General features: G+C 59.3%; 15 protein-coding genes and 1 pseudogene. 12 read left to right on the plus strand and 4 right to left on the minus strand.

Annotation, left to right across the window (positions count from 1 at the left end):
• Positions 1-12: 12 nt before the first annotated feature.
• The 8 genes and pseudogenes from ACZ500_RS08915 to ACZ500_RS08950 form a co-directional block, all read left to right on the plus strand.
• Positions 13-447: pseudogene (locus ACZ500_RS08915) on the plus strand (PD-(D/E)XK nuclease domain-containing protein); the annotation flags it as partial.
• A 189-nt stretch (positions 448-636) separates the two neighbouring features.
• Entirely contained in the window at positions 637-855 is a 219-nt protein-coding gene (relB, locus tag ACZ500_RS08920; RefSeq protein WP_464232155.1) for a type II toxin-antitoxin system RelB family antitoxin, read from the plus strand.
• Positions 845-1,105 (plus strand): type II toxin-antitoxin system RelE family toxin, encoded by a 261-nt coding sequence (locus tag ACZ500_RS08925; protein ID WP_464232156.1) that lies wholly within the window; start codon positions 845-847, stop codon positions 1,103-1,105. The genes relB and ACZ500_RS08925 overlap by 11 nt, the downstream gene beginning before the upstream one ends.
• Positions 1,106-1,172: 67 nt before the next feature.
• Entirely contained in the window at positions 1,173-2,756 is a 1,584-nt protein-coding gene (locus ACZ500_RS08930) for an ATP-binding protein (protein WP_464232157.1), read from the plus strand.
• 842 nt (positions 2,757-3,598) lie between these two features.
• The gene (locus tag ACZ500_RS08935) at positions 3,599-4,609 is read left to right on the plus strand and encodes an Rpn family recombination-promoting nuclease/putative transposase (RefSeq protein ID WP_464232158.1); all 1,011 of its coding nucleotides are present in this window, start codon (positions 3,599-3,601) and stop codon (positions 4,607-4,609) included.
• A 99-nt stretch (positions 4,610-4,708) separates the two neighbouring features.
• The gene (locus tag ACZ500_RS08940; protein WP_464232159.1) at positions 4,709-6,283 is read left to right on the plus strand and encodes an ATP-binding protein; all 1,575 of its coding nucleotides are present in this window, start codon (positions 4,709-4,711) and stop codon (positions 6,281-6,283) included.
• Positions 6,280-6,708, plus strand: coding sequence for an RpnC/YadD family protein (locus ACZ500_RS08945; protein WP_464232160.1), 429 nt, complete (start codon positions 6,280-6,282; stop codon positions 6,706-6,708). Before ACZ500_RS08940 ends, ACZ500_RS08945 begins: the two co-directional genes overlap by 4 nt.
• A gap of 108 nt (positions 6,709-6,816) precedes the next feature.
• On the plus strand, positions 6,817-6,999 hold the full coding sequence (locus ACZ500_RS08950; RefSeq protein WP_464232161.1) for a hypothetical protein: 183 nt from the start codon (positions 6,817-6,819) through the stop codon (positions 6,997-6,999).
• Here ACZ500_RS08950 and ACZ500_RS08955 read toward each other — a convergent pair.
• Positions 6,992-8,194 (minus strand): hypothetical protein, encoded by a 1,203-nt coding sequence (locus ACZ500_RS08955; RefSeq protein WP_464232162.1) that lies wholly within the window; start codon positions 8,192-8,194, stop codon positions 6,992-6,994. The genes ACZ500_RS08950 and ACZ500_RS08955 overlap by 8 nt on opposite strands.
• A gap of 748 nt (positions 8,195-8,942) precedes the next feature.
• Here ACZ500_RS08955 and ACZ500_RS08960 point away from each other — a divergent pair.
• Positions 8,943-10,037: an Rpn family recombination-promoting nuclease/putative transposase gene (locus ACZ500_RS08960; protein WP_464232163.1), complete on the plus strand. Its 1,095-nt coding sequence runs from the start codon at positions 8,943-8,945 to the stop codon at positions 10,035-10,037.
• A gap of 80 nt (positions 10,038-10,117) precedes the next feature.
• Here the strand turns inward: ACZ500_RS08960 and ACZ500_RS08965 are convergent, their stop codons facing one another.
• Entirely contained in the window at positions 10,118-11,074 is a 957-nt protein-coding gene (locus ACZ500_RS08965) for a hypothetical protein (RefSeq protein WP_464232164.1), read from the minus strand.
• Positions 11,075-11,540: 466 nt separating this feature from the next.
• Between ACZ500_RS08965 and ACZ500_RS08970 the strand changes: the two genes are divergently transcribed.
• Together ACZ500_RS08970 and ACZ500_RS08975 are read left to right on the plus strand one after the other, a co-directional pair.
• A complete protein-coding gene (locus ACZ500_RS08970; protein ID WP_464232165.1) occupies positions 11,541-12,683 on the plus strand; it encodes an Rpn family recombination-promoting nuclease/putative transposase in 1,143 nt (380 codons plus the stop codon).
• Between the two features lie 56 nt (positions 12,684-12,739).
• Positions 12,740-14,374 (plus strand): ATP-binding protein, encoded by a 1,635-nt coding sequence (locus ACZ500_RS08975; protein ID WP_464232166.1) that lies wholly within the window; start codon positions 12,740-12,742, stop codon positions 14,372-14,374.
• Between the two features lie 87 nt (positions 14,375-14,461).
• Here the strand turns inward: ACZ500_RS08975 and ACZ500_RS08980 are convergent, their stop codons facing one another.
• Both ACZ500_RS08980 and ACZ500_RS08985 read right to left on the minus strand, forming a co-directional pair.
• Positions 14,462-14,641 carry a type II toxin-antitoxin system HicA family toxin gene (locus ACZ500_RS08980; protein ID WP_464232167.1) on the minus strand — a complete coding sequence of 60 codons (180 nt, stop codon included), beginning with the start codon at positions 14,639-14,641 and terminating at the stop codon, positions 14,462-14,464.
• Positions 14,638-14,856, minus strand: coding sequence for a type II toxin-antitoxin system HicB family antitoxin (locus ACZ500_RS08985; protein WP_464232168.1), 219 nt, complete (start codon positions 14,854-14,856; stop codon positions 14,638-14,640). Before ACZ500_RS08985 ends, ACZ500_RS08980 begins: the two co-directional genes overlap by 4 nt.
• Before the next feature lie 801 nt (positions 14,857-15,657).
• On the opposite strand from ACZ500_RS08985, the gene ACZ500_RS08990 reads away from it, so the two are divergent.
• Positions 15,658-17,232, plus strand: coding sequence for an ATP-binding protein (locus ACZ500_RS08990; RefSeq protein ID WP_464232169.1), 1,575 nt, complete (start codon positions 15,658-15,660; stop codon positions 17,230-17,232).

Genomic DNA, 17,232 nt, shown 5'->3' on the forward strand with positions numbered 1-17,232 from the left:
CTGCTGCGCAGCCTGCAGTCCGCCGACTTCGCCGCCCTGGAGGCCCATTTCCGGGCCCTGTTCGCCGCCATCCCCGCCGACTGGCACCGCAAAAACGCCATCGCCGAGTACGAGGGCTACTACGCCAACGTCTTCTACAGCCATTTTGCGGCCCTCGGGCTGGACATCCGGGTGGAGGACGCCACCAGCCGCGGCCGGGTGGACATGACGGTGCTCTTCGAGGGGCGGGTGTTCGTCTTCGAGTTCAAGGTGGTGGAGTTGGAGCCTGAGGGCCGGGCCCTGGAGCAGATCCTGGCCCGGCGCTACGCCGAGAAGTACCAGGACCTGGGCCGGCCCATCCACCTGATCGGCATCGAGTTCAGCCGCAGGGAGCGGAACCTCTGCGCATTCGAGGTCCGGAGCCTGCCGCCGCACCAAACGGCCGGGGGTGCCGGGCCGCAGGAGTGACAGCCCCGGAGGCCCTGGGAGCGAATTTCAACACCGTTCATGCAGAAGTCGTCGAAAAGATCGAGGAAATGGGAGAGAAGCAGATTGACGCCGAGATTGGCCAAAAAGACCATTTCCGGATTGGAAACTACTTGACAAAACAGGCATTCCTGTATACTTGTGTAATACATAAATGACAGGAGATGCGTTATGAATACAGCAATATCAGTACGGCTTCCCAAGGATCTTGCCAGCCAACTAGATAGCATAGCCAAAGAGACCGAAAGGTCCCGCTCTTTCATCATTCAGAAGGCCCTGGAATCCTATATCGAGGATTTCGCGGATCTCCAGATCGCCCTGGACCGACTCCACGATAAGGGGGACGAGGCTATTTCAGCCAAAGAGATGAGGAAGTCTCTTGGCCTATAACATCGTCTACAAGAAGTCGGTGCACCGCGACCTCATGAAGCTATCGAAGCCCGAGGCGAAACGGATCCTTGACCTCATCGAGAAGAACCTGATCAAGCACCCTGAATCCAATCCTGTGCTCAAGGGTCAGTTTGCGGGGCTTCGTAAGTACCGCGTCGTGGACTATAGGGTGATCTATGCCCTGTTGGATCTTGACATCCTCATCCTTAGAATCGGCAATCGTAAAGATGCCTACAAAAGCGAAATCTAACCAGGACATACGAGGAAAGCCGGCTAGGCGCAAGGCCTTCGGGACCGAATCCGGGAGCAATCGCAAAATGACCGCTAAAATGAAGCTGCCCATCGGGTTGCAGTCTTTCCGGGAAATCCGGGAGGGCGGCTACTATTACGTGGACAAGTCCGGCTATGCCGTGGACCTGGCCGAGCAGGGCAAGTACTACTTTCTCTCCCGGCCCCGCCGCTTCGGAAAAAGCCTGCTGGTGGACACCCTGAAGGAACTCTTCAGCGGGAGCCGGGAGCTGTTTGCCGGGCTTTACGCCGAGAACCACTGGGACTGGTCCGTATCCCACCCGGTCTTGCTCTTCAGTTTTGCCGGGGGTGTGCTCGGGTCGGTGGCGGATCTGCAGAATCATCTGGAGCGGCAGCTCGATCTGCACGAAGAGACCCTGGGGGTCGAAGCCCACTACCCCGAAATCCGAAGCCGCTTTGCCGACCTGATTCTGCACGCCCATCGGCAAACCGGCCGGCGGGTAGTTATATTGGTGGACGAGTACGACAAGCCCATCCTGGACGCCATCGCGGACCGGGAAGAGGCCGCCCGGGTACGGGACGTGCTGCGCGACTTCTACTCGGTGATCAAGGACAACGACGCCCACATCCGCTTCGCCTTCCTGACCGGAGTCTCCAAATTCAGCAAGGCTGGAATCTTCTCGGGCCTCAACAACCTGAGGGACATCACGGTGGAAGCGCCCTACTCGGCCATCTGCGGCTACACCGAGACCGACCTGGAGACAGTCTTCGCCCCTGAGCTTCCGGGCCTGGATCGGGCGGCCGTGCGGGAGTGGTACAACGGCTACAACTGGCTGGGGGAGAGCGTCTACAACCCCTTCGACGTGCTGCTGCTCTTCTCCAAGCGCACCTTCGGGGCCTACTGGTTCGAGACCGGCACCCCCACCTTCCTGGTCAAGCTCCTGCTGGAGCGGGGTGTATTCACCCCCAGCCTGGGGCAGACCGTGGCATCCGAAATGCTCCTTTCGACCTTCGATGTAGACACCATGCCTGTCGAGGCCCTGCTCTTCCAGACCGGTTACCTGACCTTTCACCGCACGGAGGATATCGCCGGCGCGCGGTTTTTCCTCCTGGGCTATCCCAATCGCGAGGTCTACCAAAGCCTGAACGTCTGCCTGGCCGGCGCCTTCCTGAATGACCCGGGCCGCGAGACCCAGCTGCGCCTGAACCTGCTGCGCAGCCTGCAGTCCGCCGACTTCACCGCCCTCGAGGCCCATTTCCGGGCCCTGTTCGCCGCCATCCCCGCCGACTGGCACCGCAGGAACACGATCGGCGAGTACGAAGGCTCCTACGCGAGCGTCTTCTACAGCCATTTCGCGGCCCTCGGGCTGGACATCCGGGTGGAGGACGCCACCAGCCGCGGCCGGGTGGACATGACGGTGCTCTTCGAGGGGCGGGTGTTCGTCTTCGAGTTCAAGGTGGTGGAGCTGGAGCCCGAGGGACGGGCCCTGGACCAGATCCTGGCCCGGCGCTACGCCGAGAAGTACCTGGATTTGGGCCGGCCCATCCACCTGATCGGCGTCGAGTTCAGCCGCAGGGAGCGGAACCTCTGCGCCTTCGAGGTCCGGAGCCTGGCCCCACCGGCTGCAGAAAACGCAGGGCCGCCGCGATAATGGCCCTTGAAGGCACGCAACGCTTCCGACTGCCACATTCTCATCCAACCCCTTGAAGCACCCCCCTGTCGCTGACTGATGATCTGTCCCCGAAGACTGCTTGCCGACACCATCGCCTCCCCCCATGTTTACGCGCTACCGAATCCGAAACCCATCTTGTTTCCATCTATGGATTCGGTTCGAAGGACGTCCCCTGCGGGCTGAACGAGGCCGTGGCGAGCGGGGCACCGTCCTGTTTTCCTTCGCTCAGGCTGCGACCCGGAAGGCCGGCAGACCTGGGGTTCGAGGGGAGAACAGGGAAGATAGGTAAAACGGCCCCGCCATTGTGCACAAAAGACTGTGCATATCGAATCTGCCGCGAACGGCTGTCCCGACCGCGGCGGACTTTTCCGAAAGTCTTCGAACTTGGGGACACCTGCCTCTGCACGTATAGAGGGATCCACAGCATGGGTTGCCGCACCGGGGGGAGCTGCGCGTACCTGCCTCTGCGCGCATAGAGGGATATATTTCTCTGCGCGGATACATGAATTCTCGGATTGCCGCATCCGGGCGCTCGCGCCCGATGGCCGGTCACGTCGGGAGAATACATTCTCGCTAAGCGGATGACGCTCAACCCTCTGCCATAGACGTTCTTGCGAGCGGATGACGTTTTGCGCACTGCAATACATGAATCCCATCCGGCACAAAAAGTGCTTGCAATGGCATGGATGATTGCCACCGCTCAAAAAACGGGCAGATATAGCCGGAAAAAAAGCAGCCAAGACGGGCGGCCCTCCCCTTCAGGGCTGCAGCCGCCCCCCTGCCCGGTTTGAAGCTTGACGAGATGAGGACGCACGTTTAACATGGCTTCAGATAAGGTAAACAGTCCGCATGACAGGTACTTCAAGCAAACCCTGTCGCACGCAGATCAGGCCAGGGACTTCGTGCTCCACTACCTGCCGGCGGAGGTCACGCGTCTGCTGGATCTGGAAACCCTTTCGGTGTGCAAGGGCAGTTTCGTCGACCGCCAACTGCAGCACTATTTCTCCGATCTGCTCTACGAGGTCGAGATCGAGCAAGGCGGTTCGGCCTTCGTCTATCTGCTCTTCGAGCACAAGAGTTCTCCGGATCGCCTGACCGCCTACCAGGTGCTGCGCTACATGGTCCGGATATGGGCGGAGTGGTTGAAACGGGGAGAGGCCGGGGCGCTCCCGCCGGTGATCCCGGTGGTTCTCTATCACGGTCTGAGCTGCTGGAAGATCGGGCTTACATTCGAAGACCTTTTCGAACTGCCCCGGGAGTTGCGCCCTCTGGTACCGAAGTTCGAATATTTGCTGTGCGACCTGTCGCAATACAGCGACGAGCAGATCAAGGGCGCCATCCGGCTCAGGCTGCCGCTCCTGCTGCTGAAGCATATCTTCTCCGATGATCTCGTGGAGCGGCTGCCGGACTTTCTGCGGCTGTTGGAATCCCTGTCCGACAGCCAAAGCGCCCTCGAAGCGCTGGAGGCCGCGCTGCGCTACGTGGCCTCCGCCAGCGATCGGGTGGAAGCCAATGATCTGATCAAAAGCGCCAAGGCGGTTCTTGACGGGAAGGGAGGTGGTATTATGCCCACTCTGGCGGAGCAATGGATCAAGCAAGGCATGCAACAAGGCATGCAACGAGGCCTGCAGCAAGGAGTGCAGCAAGGGACACTGAGGGGAACACGCGCGATGGTGGTTGAGGCCTTGAGAACCAAATTCAACGCCGTTCCCCCAAAGGTCGTCAAGCAAATCGAGAAGATTGAAGATACAGAGGTTTTGACACAGCTTTTGCGAGAGGTCATCCATGTCCGCGACATGGAGGAATTCAAGGCCGTCCTCGCTCAGATCTGAGAGATGTAGAATGCACCCTTCTTGACCGGGAAGAAGCCGCACCGGGCAGGCCAGGGAGTTTCGCCGGGCAGTGAATGTGAATCCGGGAGCACACGCAAGATGAACGCCAAAAAGAAACTGCCGATCGGGGTGCAGTCTTTCCGCAAGATTCGGGAAGGCGATTATTATTATGTGGATAAAACCGGATTTATTCTGGGGCTGATCGAGGAGGGAAGCTACTACTTTCTCTCGCGCCCCCGACGCTTCGGGAAGAGCCTGCTGGTGGACACCCTGAAGGAACTCTTCAGCGGGAGCCGGGAGTTCTTTGCCGGGCTTTACGCCGAGGGACACTGGGACTGGTCCGTATCCCACCCGGTCTTGCTCTTCAGCTTTGCCGGGGGTGTGCTCGGGTCGGTGGCGGATCTGCAGAATCATCTGGAGCGGCAGCTCGATCTGCACGAAAAGGCCTTGGGGGTCGAAGCCCACTACCCCGAAATCCGAAGCCGCTTCGCCGACCTGATTTTACAGGCCCACCGGCAGAGCGGCCGCCAAGTGGTCATCCTGGTGGACGAGTACGACAAGCCCATCCTGGATGCCATCGCGGACCGGGAAGAGGCCGCCCGAGTGCGGGACGTACTGCGCGACTTCTACTCCGTGATCAAGGACAACGACGCCCACATCCGCTTCGCCTTCCTGACCGGGGTCTCCAAGTTCAGCAAGGCCGGGATCTTCTCCGGACTGAACAATCTGCGGGACATCACGGTGGAAGCACCCTATTCGGCCATCTGCGGGTACACCGAGGAAGATTTGGAGGCAGTCTTCGCCCCGGAGCTTCCGGGCCTGGACCGGGCGCTCATCCGGGAGTGGTACGACGGGTACAACTGGCTGGGGGAGAGCGTCTACAACCCCTTCGACGTGCTGCTGCTCTTCTCCAAGCGCACCTTCGGGGCCTACTGGTTCGAGTCCGGCACCCCCACTTTCCTGGTCAAGCTCCTGCTGGAGCGGGGTGTATTCACCCCCAGCCTGGGGCAGACCGTAGCCTCCGAGATGCTGCTCTCGACCTTCGATGTGGACACCATGCCCGTCGAGGCCCTGCTCTTCCAGACCGGATACCTGACCTTTGCCGGGACGCGGCGCATGGGCGCCCGGACCGAGTACCGGCTGGGCTACCCCAACCTGGAGGTGCAGAGCGCCCTGAACGATGTGCTGCTCAAATCTTTGCTGGCCGATCCCGGAGCGGCCGAGGGGGTCGTAAGCCGCCTTTACGATGTGTTGAGCACCGCCGACTTCGACGCCCTCGAGGCCCATTTCCGGGCCCTGTTCGCCGCCATCCCCGCCGACTGGCACCGCAAAAACGCCATCGCCGAGTACGAGGGCTACTACGCGAGCGTCTTCTACAGCCATTTTGCGGCCCTCGGGCTGGACATCCGGGTGGAAGACGCCACCAGCCGCGGCCGGGTGGACATGACCGTGCTTTTCGAGGGGCGGGTGTTCGTCTTCGAGTTCAAGGTGGTGGAACTCGAGCCCGAGGGCCGGGCCCTGGAGCAGATCCTGGCTCGCCGCTATGCCGACAAATACCTGGACCTGGGCCGGCCCATCCATCTGATCGGCGTCGAGTTCAGCCGCAAGGAACGGAACCTCTGCACATTCGAGGTCCGGAGCCTGGCCCCACCACCGGCCGGGCAGAACGGGTGAGGGCGCTGGAGGCCGCGCTGCGCTACGTGGCCTCCGCGAACGATCAGGTGAAGGCCGAGGATCTGATTAAAAACGCCAAAGCTGTTTTTCACGAGAAGGGAGGTGACATTATGCCTACTCTGGCGGAGCAATGGATCGAGCAAGGTATGCAACAAGGCATGCAAAAAGGCATGGAGCAAGGCATGCAACAGGGCGTGGAACAGGGCAAAAAGCAAGGTTTACACCAAGGAATACAAGAGGGAAAACTGAAAGGGGCGCGCGCGATGGTGGCGGAGGCCCTGAGAACGAGATTCAACACCCTTCCTGCAGAGATCGTCGAGAAGATCGAGGAAATTGACGATGTAGATGTCCTGACAAAACTCTTGAGGGAAGCGATCGATGCCCGCGACATGGAGAAATTCAAGACGGTCCTCGGTCAGATCTAAGGGATATGAAAAGCGCCTTTGAACCGCCTTCCGGGCGACGGCAGGGGAGCCGGGGGATGATCGAATCCGCCTCCGGGCGATACATGCAACATCGGGAGCAATCGCAAGATGACCGCTAAAATGAAGCTGCCCATCGGGGTGCAGCCTTTCTTCGGGGCCCCGGCCAGGGTTTTGGCAGTCCGCGCCACGCGCCGGAGGGGGTGGCTGACGGCACACCTCTCGGAGTTCTGCACTCAAACGTCCGTAAAGCGACACAACGGGGTGGTGCGGCAAGCAAACACCGTTACTTGATCCAGAGGCTTGCACCGTTGCACCCGATGGACTTCCACAAGACGAAGACGGGCTGAACCGCGCCGGCGGGCGGATACTGCTCGAGCACCGTGCGGCTCAAGTTGAAAGGGTTTTTTGGCAGGGCGGTCCCATCGATGTCGTAGACGTCCACTTCCACGTTGTAAAATCTCATATCCACGTTCGTAATGGGTTTTGCGGCCTCGGCGATCATCACCAGAGCCTCTTCGAGAGTCATGCCTTTGAGATCCGGAAAGACCAGGTTAAAATCCCTATAGACGGCATAGCCGACGACGAAAGGATTGGAAAGCGGCGCAATCAGGGGCCGGTCGTCCCGGGTGGGTTTTATGTCTTTCAGATGGCTTGGGCGGTCGCTGGAGTGATCCCCTGTCTGCACTGATTCACTGCGCTCAGGCCGGTATTCCAAGATGCTCACCCATGGCAAGTATTCCCCCTTCTTGTCGGAGCAAAGAGATACCGTATCGCTGGAATCCTTCACCGCGGGCTCTTTTTTCGGAGGCTTGAAGATATTCTCCAACCTCAGGGCATCAGGGACAAGCCGTCCGATCATCTGGTCGAAGACAAGATCGAGTCGGTTATGCAGATCCTGTCCCCCATCCTGTGGATGATACTCGTTCGGAATCAGGTGGAACTTCCCCAGGTGCGAACCTCCCCCGAGGAATCCGAGCCCAGCCGAAAAGAGCCAATGACCGCCTTTGGGACGGCGGGGGTCGCTGACCCAGTCCCCTTCGTCGATATAACAGGCACTTTGCTCCTTCGCATACCGGATATCCTCTTTCTTGAGCGTCGAAAGGATTCCAGACCCCAGCCCGAGAGGATTGAAAACCTCAAACGGGACATGGTGCTTCGCCCCCGCATAGGCCGCTATCGCCCCGCCCATGGAGTGCCCGACCAACTTGAGGTGATGACGAAGCTGCCCGTTTTTCAATGCTCGGTCCACATCCTGCGTTAAACCATCCGCCTGCGATAATTGTTTCGGCACGAGCCCGGCAAGGATCTCTGCGCATTTCACGCTGTCTTCCAAAGAGGACATCCCCGGAAAGGCGATCACCAACTCGTCGAGGGCATCATTCTTCCAAAACAAGGCCGTCAGGTCGGGGTAGTGGAGGGGGTGGTTCCTGCCGTTCGGGTGGTTGAATGCCCGATCGGGACGGAAGGAGAGCGAAACCGAAAGCAAAAACCCATGGTGCATGCACAAACAACAGTGCATGGCACATCCTCTGCAAAGCGGGTTGTCCCGACCACGACGGGCCTTCGTCTGCAGGACCTCACGACCGAAAACACCAATCTCTGCCCACACGGGTAGATTTCTGCATGTTGATCATATGGAATTGACCGAAAACACCAACATCTGCCCACACGGGTGGATTCTACGGATGATAGCCAACCATGCAGCCTCCCCGCACCAACCTCTGCCCACACGGGTGGATTTCTACTCGGCAAGCGACGGAAAGCCCCTGTCAATAGCCGCCTCCAGGCCGATGGGGCGATCCCGTCATAGACCGGGACCAAGATATGAATGAGCCAGCAACCTCTATGCGGATGGAGCGATGCCCTCTGCGCGAACCCCACGATGAGGAGATTGCACCAGCCTCCGCGCCCGTGGGCGAATCTCCGGATTGACGCATCCGAACGATGGCGGCCGATGGCCGGTCACGTCGGGAGAATACATTCTCGCTAAGCGGATGACGCTCGACCCTCTGCAATAGACGTTCTTGCGAGCGGATGACGTTTTGCGCACTGCAATACATGAATCCCATCCGGCACAGAACGTGCTTGCAATGGCATGAATGATTGCCACCGCTCAAAAAACGGGCAGATATAGCCGGAAAAAAAGCAGCCAAGACGGGCGGCCCTCCCCTTCAGGGCTGCAGCCACCCCCCTGCCCGGTTTGAAGCTTGACGAGACGAGGGAGCACGTTTAACATGGCTTCAGATAAGGTAAACAGTCCGCATGACAGGTACTTCAAGCAAACCCTGTCGCACGCGGATCAGGCCAGGGACTTCGTGCTCCACTACCTGCCGGCGGAGATCACGCGCCTGCTGGATCTGGAAACCCTTTCGGTGTGCAAGGGCAGTTTCGTCGACCGCCAGCTGCAGCATTATTTCTCCGATCTGCTCTACGAGGTCGAGATCGAGCAAGGCGGTTCGGCCTTCGTCTATCTGCTCTTCGAGCACAAGAGTTCTCCGGATCGCCTGACCGCCTACCAGGTGCTGCGCTACATGGTCCGGATATGGGCGGAGTGGTTGAAACGGGGAGAGGCCGGGGCGCTCCCGCCGGTAATCCCGGTGGTTCTCTATCACGGTCTGAGCTGCTGGAAGATCGGGCTCGCATTCGAAGACCTTTTCGAGCTGCCCCGGGAATTGCGCCCTCTGGTGCCGAAGTTCAAGTATCTGCTATGCGACCTGTCGCAATACAGCGACGAGCAGATCAAGGGCGCCATCCGGCTCAGGCTGCCGCTCCTGCTGCTGAAGCATATCTTCTCAAAGGATCTGACGGCGCGGCTGCCGGACTTCCTCGAACTCCTCAGGTCCCTGTCGGACAACGAGAGCGCCCTCGAAGCGCTGGAGGCGGCGCTGCGCTACGTGGCCTCCGCGAACGATCAGGTGAAGGCCGAGGATCTGATTAAAAACGCCAAAGCTGTTTTTCACGAGAAGGGAGGTGACATTATGCCTACTCTGGCGGAGCAATGGATCGAGCAAGGTATGCAACAAGGCATGCAAAAAGGCATGCAACAGGGCATGCAAAAAGGCATGGAGCAAGGTATGCAAAAAGGCATGCAACAGGGCGTGGAACAGGGCAAGAAGCAAGGTTTACACCAAGGAATACAAGAGGGAAAACTGAAAGGGGCTCGCGCGATGGTGGCGGAGGCCCTGAGAACGAGATTCAACACCCTTCCTGCAGAGATCGTCGAGAAGATCGAGGAAATTGACGATGTAGATGTCCTGACAAAACTCTTGAGGGAAGCGATCGATGCCCGCGACATGGAGGAATTCAAGACGGTCCTCGGTCAGATCTAAGGGATATGAAAAGCGCCTTTGAACCGCCTTCCGGGCGACAGCAGGAGAGCCGGGGGATGATGGAATCCGCCGCCGGGCAGTCAATGCAACACCGGGAGCAAACGCAAGATGACCGCTAAAAAGAAGCTGCCCATCGGGGTGCAGCCTTTCTTCGGGGCCCCGGCCAAGGTTTTGGCAGTCCGCGCCACGCGCCGGACGGGTACGCTATTACGAAGCCGGCAAACTTCTTCGGCACCCTCTTCCAGCTCATTCAAGTACGCGTCCACTTGAGGCTTTGAGGAAAAGAACTCGTTGAGTGTTTCCTCATCTACCTGTTGGTAGATCGCTTTGTATTTCTCATCATAAGGGCTCCAGCTCGGATCCCCAAACTCCTCGGCCCTGCGCTTCCTCTCCGCCCTCCAGTGTTCGTAATAGGGGAGCCAGAATTGACGGGTGCATTCGAAGTATGGCTTGGTCTTTTTCTTTTTGCGAAGCTCGATGATCGGTTCGCCACGGGTCCGCCTGCCCTTCAAGAACCGCCACCTGGATCTTTTCTCTTGCAGCGGCACCCCGTAGGCATGATTCACCCAGATGTCCCTCACCGCCCTCAGGACCTCCTTCTGTGTTTTATCGGATATGAACAACTTCCGCATGACATCCTTGGCCCTCCGGATCGTTTTCTCGTAAAACGCTGGATTGGGGTCTTCGTGCATGGATTTCAAAGGAGCGCCGGTATCGGCGCGTTCGGGCCGGGTTCGATACAGCTGCACCTGCAACCCTTCTTTCGCTGATTCCTTTTCGGCTTCCGGGGAGGGACCGGAACCGAGGACACTCGGCGGCTTTGCGGGCGGAGAAAACTGCTCGAGCGGCTTCGAAAAGCATTCACCGAGTCCGGGAAAAATCGGATGAATGGACGGTGGGCGATGGTCAAAGGGAGTGGTCCAAGGGGACGGAATGGGGTTCGAAGGGTCAAGGAAGTTGTACTTCGCGGGATCGAGGAAGTTCAGCGGCCTTTCAGGGGGCGTGGGCCGTTGTTTCAGGGCGGTGGACCGCTCCATCTCGCCAGCTGCCTCCAGGCGGATGGGGCGATCCCGTCATAGACCGGGACCAAGATATGAATGAGCCAGCAACCTCTATGCGGATGGAGCGATGCCCTCTGCGCGAACCCCACGATGAGGAGATTGCACCAGCCTCCGCGCCCGTGGGCGAATCTCCGGATTGACGCATCCGAACGATGGCGGCCGATGGCCGGTCACGTCGGGAGAATACATTCTCGCTAAGCGGATGACGCTCGACCCTCTGCAATAGACGTTCTTGCGAGCGGATGACATTTTGCGCACTGCAATACATGAATCCCATCCGGCACAGAACGTGCTTGCGATGCCATGGATGATTGCCACCGCTCAAAAAACGGGCAGATATAGCCGGGAAAAAAGCAGCCCAGACAGGCGGCCCTCCCCTTCAGGGCTGCAGCCACCCCCCTGCCCGGTTTGGAGCTTGACGAGATGAGGGAGCACGTTTAACATGGCTTCAGATAAGGTAAACAGTCCGCATGACAGGTACTTCAAGCAAACCCTGTCGCACGCGGATCAGGCCAGAGATTTTGTGCTCCACTACCTGCCGGCGGAGATCACGCGCCTGCTGGATCTGGAAACCCTTTCGGTGTGCAAGGGCAGTTTCGTCGACCGCCAGCTGCAGCATTATTTCTCCGATCTGCTCTACGAGGTCGAGATCGAGCAAGGCGGTTCGGCCTTCGTCTATCTGCTCTTCGAGCACAAGAGTTCTCCGGATCGCCTGACCGCCTACCAGGTGCTGCGCTACATGGTCCGGATATGGGCGGAGTGGTTGAAACGGGGAGAGGCCGGGGCGCTCCCGCCGGTGATCCCGGTGGTTCTCTATCACGGTCTGAGCTGCTGGAAGATCGGGCTCGCGTTCGAAGACCTTTTCGAGCTGCCCCGGGAATTGCGCCCTCTGGTGCCGAAGTTCGAGTATCTGCTATGCGACCTGTCGCAATACAGCGACGAGCAGATCAAGGGTGCCATCCGGCTCAGGCTGCCGCTCCTGCTGCTGAAGCATATCTTCTCAAAGGATCTGACGGCGCGGCTGCCGGACTTCCTCGAACTCCTCAGGTCCCTGTCGGACAACGAGAGCGCCCTCGAAGCGCTGGAGGCCGCGCTGCGCTACGTGGCCTCCGCGAACGATCAGGTGAAGGCCGAGGATCTGATTAAAAACGCCAAAGCTGTTTTTCACGAGAAGGGAGGTGACATTATGCCTACTCTGGCGGAGCAATGGATCGAGCAAGGTATGCAACAAGGCATGCAACAGGGCATGCAAAAAGGCATGGAGCAAGGCAGAAAGCAGGGCTTACATCAAGGTATGGAACAGGGCATGAAGCAAGGTATGCAAAAAGGCATGCAACAGGGCATGGAACAGGGCATGGAACAGGGCAAAAAGCAAGGTTTACACCAAGGAATACAAGAGGGAAAACTGAAAGGGGCGCGCGCGATGGTGGCGGAGGCCCTGAGAACGAGATTCAACACCCTTCCTGCAGAGATCGTCGAGAAGATCGAGGAAATTGACGATGTAGATGTCCTGACAAAACTCTTGAGGGAAGCGATCGATGCCCGCGACATGGAGGAATTCAAGACGGTCCTCGGTCAGATCTAAGGGATATGAAAAGCGCCTTTGAACCGCCTTCCGGGCGACAGCAGGAGAGCCGGGGGATGATCGAATCGCCGCCGGGCGATACATGCAACACCGGGAGCAAACGCAAGATGACCGCTAAAAAGAAGCTGCCCATCGGGGTGCAGTCTTTCCGCAAGATCCGGGAAGGCGATTATTACTATATCGATAAGACCGGATTTATTCTGGGGCTGATCGAGGAGGGAAGCTACTACTTTCTCTCGCGCCCGCGCCGCTTCGGAAAAAGCCTGCTGGTGGACACCCTGAAGGAACTCTTCAGCGGGAGCCGGGAACTCTTTGCCGGGCTTTACGCCGAGGACCACTGGGACTGGTCCGTGTCCCACCCGGTCTTGCTCTTCAGCTTTGCCGGGGGTGTGCTCGGGTCGGTGGCGGATCTGCACAATCATCTGGAGCGGCAGCTCGATCTGCACGAAAAGACCCTGGGGATTGAATCTCACTACCCCGAAATCCGCAGCCGCTTTGCCGACCTGATTCTGCACGCCCACCGGCAGAGCGGCCGCCAGGTGGTCATCCTGGTGGACGAGTATGACAAGCCCATCCTGGACGCCATCGCGGACCGGGAAGAGGCCGCCCGGGTGAGGGACGTGCTGCGCGACTTCTACTCGGTGATCAAGGACAACGATGCCCATATCCGGTTCGCCTTCCTGACCGGGGTCTCCAAGTTCAGCAAGGCCGGGATCTTCTCCGGACTGAACAATCTGCGGGACATCACGGTCGAAGCACCCTATTCGGCCATCTGCGGCTACACCGAGGGCGACCTGGAGACGGTCTTCGCCCCGGAGCTTCCGGGCCTCGATCGGGCGCTCATCCGGGAGTGGTATGACGGCTACAACTGGCTGGGGGAGAGCGTCTACAACCCCTTCGACGTGCTGCTGCTCTTCTCGAAGCGCACCTTCGGGGCCTACTGGTTCGAGACCGGCACCCCCACCTTCCTGGTCAAGCTCCTGCTGGAGCGGGGTGTATTCACCCCCAGCCTGGGGCAGACCGTGGCATCCGAGATGCTGCTCTCGACCTTCGATGTGGATACCATGCCCGTCGAGGCCCTGCTCTTCCAGACCGGCTACCTGACCTTCCACCGGACGGAGGATCTCGCAGGCTCGCGATTTTTTCGCCTGGGCTATCCCAATCGCGAGGTCTACCAAAGCCTGAACGTCTGCCTGGCCGGGGCCTTCCTGAATGACCCGGGCCGCGAGAACCAGCTGCGCCTGAACCTGCTCCGCAGCCTGCAATCCGCCGACTTCGCCGCCCTGGAGGCCCATTTCCGGGCCCTGTTCGCCGCCATCCCCGCCGACTGGCACCGCAAAAACGCCATAGCCGAGTACGAGGGCTACTACGCCAGCGTCTTCTACAGCCATTTTGCGGCCCTCGGGCTGGACATCCGGGTGGAGGACGCCACCAGCCGCGGCCGGGTGGACATGACCGTGCTTTTCGAGGGGCGGGTGTTCGTCTTCGCGTTCAAGGTGGTGGAACTGGAGCCCGAGGGCCGGGCCCTGGAGCAGATCCTGGCCCGGCGCTATGCCGACAAATACCTGGACCCGGGCCGGCCCATCCATCTGATCGGCGTCGAGTTCAGCCGCAAGGAGCGGAACCTCTGCGCCTTCGAGGTCCGGAGCCTGCCGCACCAACCGGCCGGGGGTGCCGGGCCGCAGGAGTGACAACCCCGGAGGCCCTGGGAGCGAATTTCAACACCGTTCATGCAGGGGTCGTCGAGAAGATCGAGGAAATGGGAGAGAAAATGTGAATCATTGAGCGTCGAGATTCTTGAGGATTTTCTTCGCCAACGGCTCCTTGATTTCCTTATGACGTGGAACTGCTTCAATAACACCGGTTTTTGGGTTTATCCACAAGGCATGACCAGCGTCTTCGCGCTTCAAGTAACAACCGGCAAACCTCAGCCTACGCTCCAGATCCAGCCGCTTCATCCAATGACGACCTTATCGCGAATCGCGTCCTCGGGCAACCCGCGAAGCATATCTGCAAGTCGATCTTCCAGTATCAATTCAATCGCTTGGCGCAGACTATTCTTGGTTTCCTCGACTGTCTCACCTTGTCCATTCGCACCGGGGATCTCCGCGCAAACCGCCCAGTACCCACCTTCTGGAGCAGCTTCGATGATGGCTGTAAATTCCGCTTTCATCCTCTCGTCCTTTCGTTCGTTCCGTGGAGACCGTGTGTTGCGTCATAGAGAAGTTCTTTACGTCTGGAGACCGGGCGCTTGCCGCCCCATATCAACGTCGCCGCGCCTTCTGCACCAAACGCTCCATAGCACCCACCCGCTCCACCGGTACGGAAACACAATACAAAATCACCACCCCAGCGCCCAAGCAGCGGGATTTGGTTAAAACAATCGTCATATTGGCCAGTTACCCTTTTTAGCCTCATGTTAAGCGTGCTCAGCCGGCCCGTCAAGCTATAAACAGCCCGAATCGATCCTGTTATTCAGTGTTGGGCAGGGTCTTGACGATTCGCACCGTGCGCCGGAGGAGGTCGCTGAGGAGCCGCATCTCGGAGTTCAGTTCTATCGACCTCCCCGGGTATTTGAAAGGCTTCGGATTACGACATCCGGGCGGTCGCGGTGGATGCCCGGGGGGGGCTGGGAGAACAGGCGCCCGGTGAACCAATGATTTTCTGCCGATTGCAATACATAAATCCTATCCGGCACAGAAAATGCTTGCAATGGCCTAGATGATTGCCACCGGTCAAAAAACCGGCCCCTATAACCAGAAAAAAGCAGCCAAGACGGACGGCCCTGCCCTTCATGGCTGGAGCCGCCCCCCTGCCCGGTTTGAAGCTTGACGAGATGAGGGAGCACGTTTAACATGGCTTCAGATAAGATAAACACTCCACATGACAGGACCTTCAAGCAAACCCTGTCGCACGCGGATCAGGCCAGGGACTTTCGCCGGACAGTGAATGCAACATTAGGAGCACACACAAGATGACCGCCAAAAAGAAACTGCCCATCGGGGTGCAGTCTTTCCGGGAAATCCGGGAGAGCGGCTACTATTACGTGGACAAGTCCGGCTATGCCGTGGACCTGGCCGAGCAGGGCAAGTACTACTTTCTCTCGCGCCCCCGCCGCTTCGGAAAAAGCCTGCTGGTGGACACCCTGAAGGAACTCTTCAGCGGGAGCCGGGAACTCTTTGCCGGGCTTTACGCCGAGGACCACTGGGACTGGTCCGTGTCCCACCCGGTCTTGCTCTTCAGCTTTGCCGGGGGTGTCCTGGGATCGGTCAAGGCGCTTGAAAACAGCCTGATCGAGCAGCTTACGTACGCTGAGGAGGATTGGGAGATCAGCATGCGGTTTCCCGAAATCCGCAGCCGCTTCAAACAGCTCATCCGCCAAACCCATGAAAAAACCGGCCGGCAGGTGGTCATCCTGGTGGACGAGTACGACAAGCCCATCCTGGACGCCATCGCGGACAGGGAGGAGGCCGCCCGGGTACGGGACGTGCTGCGCGACTTCTACTCGGTGATCAAGGACAACGACGCCCATATCCGGTTCGCCTTCCTGACCGGGGTCTCCAAATTCAGCAAGGCCGGGATCTTCTCCGGACTGAACAACCTGCGGGACCTCAGTGTGAGCCCTAAATATTCGGCGATCTGCGGCTACACCGAGGGCGACCTGGAGACGGTCTTCGCCCCGGAGCTTCCGGGTCTTGATCGGACGGCCGTGCGAGAATGGTACGACGGCTACAACTGGCTCGGGGAGAGCGTTTACAACCCATTCGACATCCTGCTTTTTTTCGCCGAAGGAACCATCGCCCCCTACTGGTTCGAGTCAGGCACCCCCACTTTTTTGATCAAACTTATGTTGGAGCGCGGCGTCTTCACCCCCAGCCTGGATCAGACCGTGGCATCTGAAATGCTCCTTTCGACCTTCGATGTGGACTCCATGCCTCTCGAGGCCCTGCTCTTCCAGACCGGCTACCTGACCATCGACCGTGTCGAACATATGGCCGGTGCGCGATTTTTCCACCTGCGTTATCCTAACCAGGAGGTCTACCAAAGCCTGAACGTCTGTCTGGCCGGCGCCTTCCTGAATGACCCGGGCCGCGAGAACCAGCTGCGCCTGAACCTGCTCCGCAGCCTGCAATCCGCCGACTTCGCCGCCCTCGAGGCCCATTTCCGGGCCCTGTTCGCCGCCATCCCCGCCGACTGGCACCGCAAAAACGCCATCGCCGAGTACGAGGGCTACTACGCGAGCGTCTTCTACAGCCATTTTGCGGCCCTCGGGCTGGACATCCGGGTGGAAGACGCCACCAGCCGCGGCCGGGTGGACATGACCGTGCTTTTCGAGGGGCGGGTGTTCGTCTTCGAGTTCAAGGTGGTGGAACTCGAGCCCGAGGGACGGGCCCTGGAGCAGATCCTGGCCCGGCGCTATGCCGACAAATACCTGGACCCGGGCCGGCCCATCCATCTGATCGGCGTCGAGTTCAGCCGCAAGGAGCGGAACCTCTGCGCATTCGAGGTCCGGAGCCTGGCCCCACCACCGGCCGGGCAGAACGGGTGA

Source organism: Desulfatiglans parachlorophenolica, assembly GCF_055394735.1.

Bases quoted from the DNA above. Each gene is read 5' to 3' on its own strand.
- relB (WP_464232155.1), top strand. From the start codon at position 637: ATGAATACAGCAATATCAGTACGGCTTCCCAAGGATCTTGCCAGCCAA.
- ACZ500_RS08930 (WP_464232157.1), top strand. From the start codon at position 1,173: ATGACCGCTAAAATGAAGCTGCCCATCGGGTTGCAGTCTTTCCGGGAA.
- ACZ500_RS08935 (WP_464232158.1), top strand. From the start codon at position 3,599: ATGGCTTCAGATAAGGTAAACAGTCCGCATGACAGGTACTTCAAGCAA.
- ACZ500_RS08940 (WP_464232159.1), top strand. From the start codon at position 4,709: ATGAACGCCAAAAAGAAACTGCCGATCGGGGTGCAGTCTTTCCGCAAG.
- ACZ500_RS08950 (WP_464232161.1), top strand. From the start codon at position 6,817: ATGACCGCTAAAATGAAGCTGCCCATCGGGGTGCAGCCTTTCTTCGGG.
- ACZ500_RS08960 (WP_464232163.1), top strand. From the start codon at position 8,943: ATGGCTTCAGATAAGGTAAACAGTCCGCATGACAGGTACTTCAAGCAA.
- ACZ500_RS08965 (WP_464232164.1), bottom strand. From the start codon at position 11,074: ATGGAGCGGTCCACCGCCCTGAAACAACGGCCCACGCCCCCTGAAAGG.
- ACZ500_RS08970 (WP_464232165.1), top strand. From the start codon at position 11,541: ATGGCTTCAGATAAGGTAAACAGTCCGCATGACAGGTACTTCAAGCAA.
- ACZ500_RS08975 (WP_464232166.1), top strand. From the start codon at position 12,740: ATGATCGAATCGCCGCCGGGCGATACATGCAACACCGGGAGCAAACGC.
- ACZ500_RS08980 (WP_464232167.1), bottom strand. From the start codon at position 14,641: ATGAAGCGGCTGGATCTGGAGCGTAGGCTGAGGTTTGCCGGTTGTTAC.
- ACZ500_RS08985 (WP_464232168.1), bottom strand. From the start codon at position 14,856: ATGAAAGCGGAATTTACAGCCATCATCGAAGCTGCTCCAGAAGGTGGG.
- ACZ500_RS08990 (WP_464232169.1), top strand. From the start codon at position 15,658: ATGACCGCCAAAAAGAAACTGCCCATCGGGGTGCAGTCTTTCCGGGAA.